The 6,138-nt window shown below is 55.7% G+C and carries 6 protein-coding genes; all 6 read right to left on the reverse strand.

From position 1 onward, the window contains the following. Positions 1-234: 234 nt before the first annotated feature. Positions 235-1,416 (reverse strand): D-alanyl-D-alanine carboxypeptidase family protein, encoded by a 1,182-nt coding sequence (locus D5269_RS04340; protein WP_243126702.1) that lies wholly within the window; start codon positions 1,414-1,416, stop codon positions 235-237. Positions 1,417-1,490: 74 nt separating this feature from the next. Beyond that, on the reverse strand, positions 1,491-2,561 hold the full coding sequence (ytfJ, locus tag D5269_RS18990) for a GerW family sporulation protein (RefSeq protein ID WP_120484592.1): 1,071 nt from the start codon (positions 2,559-2,561) through the stop codon (positions 1,491-1,493). Between the two features lie 189 nt (positions 2,562-2,750). Continuing rightward, positions 2,751-3,275 (reverse strand): SMC-Scp complex subunit ScpB, encoded by a 525-nt coding sequence (scpB, locus tag D5269_RS04350; RefSeq protein WP_016316422.1) that lies wholly within the window; start codon positions 3,273-3,275, stop codon positions 2,751-2,753. Then, entirely contained in the window at positions 3,268-4,008 is a 741-nt protein-coding gene (locus D5269_RS04355; RefSeq protein WP_120484593.1) for a segregation/condensation protein A, read from the reverse strand. The genes scpB and D5269_RS04355 overlap by 8 nt, the downstream gene beginning before the upstream one ends. Beyond that, the gene (locus tag D5269_RS04360; RefSeq protein ID WP_199735704.1) at positions 4,008-4,694 is read right to left on the reverse strand and encodes a site-2 protease family protein; all 687 of its coding nucleotides are present in this window, start codon (positions 4,692-4,694) and stop codon (positions 4,008-4,010) included. Before D5269_RS04360 ends, D5269_RS04355 begins: the two co-directional genes overlap by 1 nt. 262 nt (positions 4,695-4,956) lie before the next feature. Continuing rightward, the gene (locus tag D5269_RS18860; RefSeq protein ID WP_120484594.1) at positions 4,957-6,021 is read right to left on the reverse strand and encodes a nuclease-related domain-containing protein; all 1,065 of its coding nucleotides are present in this window, start codon (positions 6,019-6,021) and stop codon (positions 4,957-4,959) included. Positions 6,022-6,138 lie beyond the last annotated feature (117 nt).

Below are 6,138 nucleotides of genomic sequence, written 5' to 3' on the forward strand. Positions count from 1 at the left end.
CAGCTGCCGCGTCAAAAATGCGCGGAATACAGCAAGTATTCCTGTGCTTTTTTCCTTGCAACCGCTCGCTTTTTACGAACCATCCGTCTATTTCTCTATTTTCAAACAAGCCCTAGAAAGCGGAATACAAACGTGTTTTCGGCTCTGGCTTCAGGCCAAAGGCCGCTGGGCCGGTTGGCCTTTGCGCGCTGCCCCACGCTCCCGAAGCCCTGTCAGACGCATTACAGGATAGCCTTATGTAAACAACCGTTCCAAGAGGGATTCGCGGGGGGAAGGTGTGGTCGCCTCGACCGGCTGTGCGGCGGTCAGCGGCAGCTCGGCGACCGGCTCGCCATTGCAGCAGATGGTCAGATGTCCGAGAAGGTCCCCCTGCTCGACCGGCGCGAACACAAGCGGTGCGGCAACCGCGCGCACCTCTACCCGATCCCCCTCGAGCAGCGCCATTGCAGGGGGAGGGGTGTACCGCAGCGCGACAGCCGGTTCGGTCCCGCCCGCAACCGGGAGCTGCAATCCTGTGTGCGGCAGATAGCCCGAAAGGTCGTCCGGGGTGAGCAGGCCAAAATAGCGGTCGAACAGCCTGCGGTGCTCGTTCCAGTCGTCCGGGCAGCCGAGCGTGACAGCGATCAGCTGTACCCCGTCCCGCTCGGCGCAGGAGACCAGGCACCGCCCGGAAGCCTTGGTAAAGCCGGTTTTGACGCCGATTGTGCCGGGATATTCCCGCAGCAGGCGGTTGTGGTTGGTGAGCCAGCGGTTATAGGGCGGGTTGCCATACTGGACTACCGCTTTGCTCTGGGCGCAAATCTCGGCAAAAAGCGGATTTTGCAGTGCCTCGCGGGCGAGCAGCGCCATGTCGTAGGCGGTGGAGTAGTGGCCGGGGTCGTCCAATCCGGAAGGGGTTGCGAACCGGGTGTCCGCCATGCCGATCTCAGCAGCGCGGGCATTCATCCGCTCAACAAACGCAGGGATCGACCCCGCGATGCGCACCGCTGCCGCATTGGCGCCGTCGTTGCCAGAGGCAAGCAGCATCCCATAAGCGAGTGCCCGCAGGGAAACGCTGTCCCCCTCCTGAAGGCCCATCGACGAGCCTTCCACCCGGATGGCATCGCTGTCGACCTGAAAATAATTGTCCAGACCGCCCTGCTCGAGGGTGAGCAGGGCGGTCATGATTTTGGTGGTTGAGGCCATTGGCAGGCGCAGACCAGCATTCTGTGCAAAGAGCACACGCCCGGTCTGCGCATCCATCAATACCGCGGCCTTGGCTTTGGTCTGGTAGTCCGGCGTATCCGCAACCGCCTGCACTGCGGCGGGCTTCCCAAAGCCGTCCGGTGTCTGCGCGTGCGCATCAGTCACCCGCACCCCTGCCAGCAAAAGCAGGAATGCGACCAGCAGGACGATCGACTTTTTCAGCATCTCCATCACCTGCACCTTGTCATCAAAATATCGTTTGATACCAGTATACAGGTCATTTTATGCGGATTCTGTCGGTTCCATTACTGGGGCTTGCCCTCCTGCCCGGCGGAATCGGGCGGATTCTTGTCCTTTTTGGAAAACAGTTCGGAAACCTTGTCAAACAGCTCGGGCATCAGTGAAACTGCGCGGTCCGCGACGTTCTTGCTGTTGTCGAACTGGAGCAGCCGGACATCACCGTCCTTGACCACAAGGAATGCCAGCGGCTGTACCGAGACACCGCCGCCTGCACCGCCGCCGAACAGCTCGCCCTCTTTCTGGGTGGGCAGGTCCGAGCCGCCCGAGCCGAATCCAAAGCTGACTTTGGAAACCGGGATAATGACCGTCCCGTCCGGGGTGGTGATCGCTTCACCGATCACCGTATTGGCGTCGACGAGCGACCGCAGGTTCTGCATCGAGCTGTCGAGCAGGCCGTTGATTGGATGTTCATTGTTCATGGAAATTCCTCCGTCCTTATGATCTGCGGAACTGCCTGCGGCTTTTGCCGCGCGTGTCCGCCTGTTTCGTTTGAGCGTTTTGGCCAGAAACCGGCCTGCGATATTTCCCGTCCCGAGCAGGGCAAAGAGCGGGAGCATACGGCCATGCAGGGAGAATTCCACACTGCCCTGTGAAGCGGTGAAGTCCGGCTGAATCGAGATTTCCTGCTTTTTGAGGCGCAGGAAGTGGTGGGCAGAGGCCAGAATCCCATAGACCGCCGCGTTCGTCCGCCCATAGCGGATTCCGGTTTCGGCAGCGTCCCCCTCGGCGACCACCATCTGAAGCCGAACCCGAAGCGGAAAATGCCGGACCAGGAAACCCGTCCCTTCCGCTGCCGCCGAAAGCAGGTCGGAGAGCAGGCCAGCCATGCCGGGGATTCCGCCGAACTGCTCCCCCAGAGATTTTTTCTTTTTGTCCGGCGGCTTTTTGCGGGCCTTCTTGGCCTTAACAGGCTTTTTTTCCGGCTTTTGTGGGCCACCCAACCGGAGCTTGAAAAACGCCCAGCACAGGACGGCTTCGGCCGTCTCGCCGGTCTGATAGTGCAGCCGGATCGAACAGGGGATCAGCAAACAGACCGTGACCAGGGCCCACAGCCCCAGCAGGATAAAACCGACCATATCCGTCCCCCTTTTTGTGCGTCCACGATGTTTGAACAGATGGGTAAAAAGTTAAGATGATGGAATAAATCCGGAAAACCATCCCCAATCGGGCGGATGCGGCCCCACGGGAGCAGTTTCACGCAGCCTGGAGGGGAGGAATGTAAGAGGAAGGCACTGGACGCTTATGAGCCTGGCCTGGAACCAGGTTTACGCTGTCCCATCCTCTGTACCTGGCAGGGGCGGAAGCTGTTCCAGGCTTTCCAGACCGAACGTGCGCAGAAAATGTGGGGTCGTACGGTAGGAGAGCGGGCGCCCGGGCAGGTCGAGCCGGCCGGCTTCCTCCAGAAGCTGTTTTTCAATCAGAGAATTGACCACCCCGGAACTGTCCACGCCGCGCACCTGCTCGATCAGCGCGCGGGTCACAGGCTGGTTATAAGCGGCCACCGCAAGCACCTCGAGCGCCGCCTGCGAAAGCGGAATGTTGCGGCGCAGTGCGAGCGCGTCCTGAATCACCGGCGCAAAGGCTTCCAGTGTGGAAAGCTGGAGCCTGTCCCCCAAACGCAGGATCTGGAGCGGTATGCCGGCCTGATCGAGGCTGTCCTGAAGGGCTGGCAGATACCGCAGGACGGTTTCCTCATCCGCACCGATCGCCTGCGCGACCCTCGCCGTTTCGACCGGCTCCCCGGCGGCGAACAGCACCGAAAAAATCTGTTTGTGCGGCAGGTCAATCATAACTCAGTTCCCCCGTTGTGGATGCGTCAGGGCTGTGATGGGTCCGATCGAACCGGACCTGCCCGTCCTCCACCGTAATCCGTTTTGCCTTTACCAGCTCGAGCACCGCCAAGAAGGTCGCCACCAGCTCGCTGCGGTCGGTGCTTGTCTCGAACAGGCTCCCATAGGATGCCTTTCCCGACCGGTAGAGCCGTTTAAGCAGGTGCACGATCCGGCTGCTGACCGAGACGACCCGCCGCGCAACAATCCCCGAAAACGCCTGCGGGGGCGGGGGCAGACGCCGCAGACCGCGTCCAACCGCGTCGCGATAAGCGTCACAGAGCAGTTTGACCGGATGGGTCAGACGGTATGCGGTATCGGCCTCAATTTTTTCCGGCGGTCGGACAAACCGCCGGAACTGCTGGCCCCGCTCCCCGAGCTCAGCGGCCATCTGCTTGCAGACCTGATATTCGAGAAGCTGCCCCTGCAGTTCGGTTTTGAGCTGGCGGCTTTCCTCCTCGTGCCTGGGCAGAAGGGAAACTGTCTTGATATAAACCAGGCGGGAGGCCATCTCGAGGAATTCACTCGCCAGCTCGAGGTCCGCGTCCTGTGCCGCGCGGATGTACGCCATGTATTGTTCGAGCAGGGCGGAGATCTGCACGTCATAGATGTCCAGCTTGTGCTTGGCGATCAGGTGGAGCAGCAGATCGAGCGGGCCTTCAAATTCCGCAGTCCGGAACGAAAGCTGTTCCATTACAGAATAAACCGGGCGATCAGGTTGACCCAGCCGGTCGCGAAGTCCAGCAGCCGGTAGATCAGCCCGCTCAGGAACGAGAGCGGCCAGTCGAGCAGCGGGGTACCCATGACGATCACCAGCAGGATCATCGGCAGATACCGGCTGTACTGCGCAATCGTGTATTCCCATTTGGCGGGCAGGAAGTAGGAAAAGATGTTAAAGCCATCAAGCGGGGGGATCGGCAGCAGGTTGAAGACCGCCAGCCCCACATTGATCGAGACCATCATGCTGAGGATTTCAGCGACGATCCCGAGCGGCATGGTGATCGTGGCGCCGGTTGCGATTACCGCGACCGCAAAGAGCTTGTAGACAACCATGATAATGAGCGCCAGCAGCAGATTGGCAGCCGGGCCGGCCAGAGAGGTCAGCGCGACACCGGCGCGCATCGAAATCTTCCGGTTGAACCTGTGGGGCTGTACCGGAACCGGCCTTGCCCAGCCAAACCCGGTGAAAAGCAGCAGGATCGTGCCGAGCGGGTCGAGATGGGCGAGCGGGTTCAGGTCGAGCCGGCCCTGCTGGTAGGCGGTGTCGTCCCCCAGCTTGTGCGCCATCCAGCCGTGGGCGTATTCATGAACCGGCATCGAGGTGAACAGCACCACGACCCGGGCAAAGATCTGATACATCGAATAGATCGAAAATCCCATAAAAGTCTCCTGTTCTGTTTGCGTTTCTGCGTTTCTGCGTTTGAGCGGTTTCTTCCATATTATACTGGCTTTGCGGGCAAAATACAAGCGATATTCGTAGGAAAAGCCGCTTTGTGCGCAATTTCACAAAAAATTACGTGAATTGCAAGAGATAATGCGAAAAAAGTTCTAAAAATATTAAGGTTTGTGAAAATTAGACAAAGCGAGATTAATGATTATTGTAAAAAAAGCAGAGAGCTTTTAACTCTCTGCTTTTCTTGCTTCAAGAAGAATATTTCTTTTTCGCTTCTGAAACATGACGTATGTGCTCGCGTTTTATATCATCTGACGGATTCGAAAAAAGTTTCAAGCAATTATAAACAGTCTGAATCTCATGCACACCCAATACCGGAGACAAAGAGGATTCCAATTTTTTGAAATCAGATCTTAAAGACGATGCGGAGATAACCGGAACAGAAGCCAAAACTCTAACGCATCCACTGCCAACAAAAACAATTACAGAATGCAACTCGCTGGACTGCAACCAAGGAATTTTCCTAAGAATCGCTTTCATATGGGATTCATTTTGTAAAACTGGGCTGTAAAAAGAATAGCTTTTGCCACTAGGATAATATACATGCCAATCACTCTTTTTATCCGTTCCATAAACATCTCCATTGTAGTTTTTGCATTCAAAAACAAAAACACCCTTATCCGAAATTCCAACCAAATCAATTTCTGTAAGAGAATTCGTGCCAGTTCTCAAATAAACATTGCGGATGAAACGCATATTAGGACAGGAAGATTCCAATATCGAATACACAAAATTTTCGCCACGCCTCCCAATGTCGGAACAATCCAAAACTTCATGCTGCTTGTCGAATTTACCCTGCGAAGATCTTGGAGACTCTCTGCGCAAAGGCTTAGAAAACCAATCTTCATGGGGGAAAGCAACTTCACGTTGCGAGCGTGCTTCAGCTTTACGAAGAGCCAACCATATCCGCTGTCTAGCTGCGGCATATTCAGCAAATTCATCCCGCTGAGGAGCAAAAGATTTACTATATAGAGACTCAGTAGAAACATGGCTAGAAGAATCCAAATTTATACTTTGAGGCGGTTTAGTAGATTCATCCTGTTGGAGTTCTCCTCTGTTGTTTCTTTTAGATTCAAGATTCCTCCTTTGCACTTTCACCTTAACTCCCCAGAAAAAAAACATCAACCTTCTGAGAGTGGCACGAAAAAACAAAAGCAATAAAAGGATCAAGATAAAAGGCAATAAAATAATCAGACAACCCGGTATAACCAGCTTGAAAGTATCGAGGAAAATTTCCAAGTAAATCTGGGCCACTGCGTACACCTCAAACTGTCATAAATTTTGCAGGTACTCCATGAAGAGATCGTTGGAGCACCGGAACCCCAGAATCTTTCGGGGATAGTTGTTTATCCAATCCTCGATCTGCTGCAC

Origin of the sequence: Anaerotruncus sp. 1XD42-93 (assembly GCF_009917605.1) — a bacterium.
GTDB lineage: Bacteria > Bacillota > Clostridia > Oscillospirales > Ruminococcaceae > Anaerotruncus.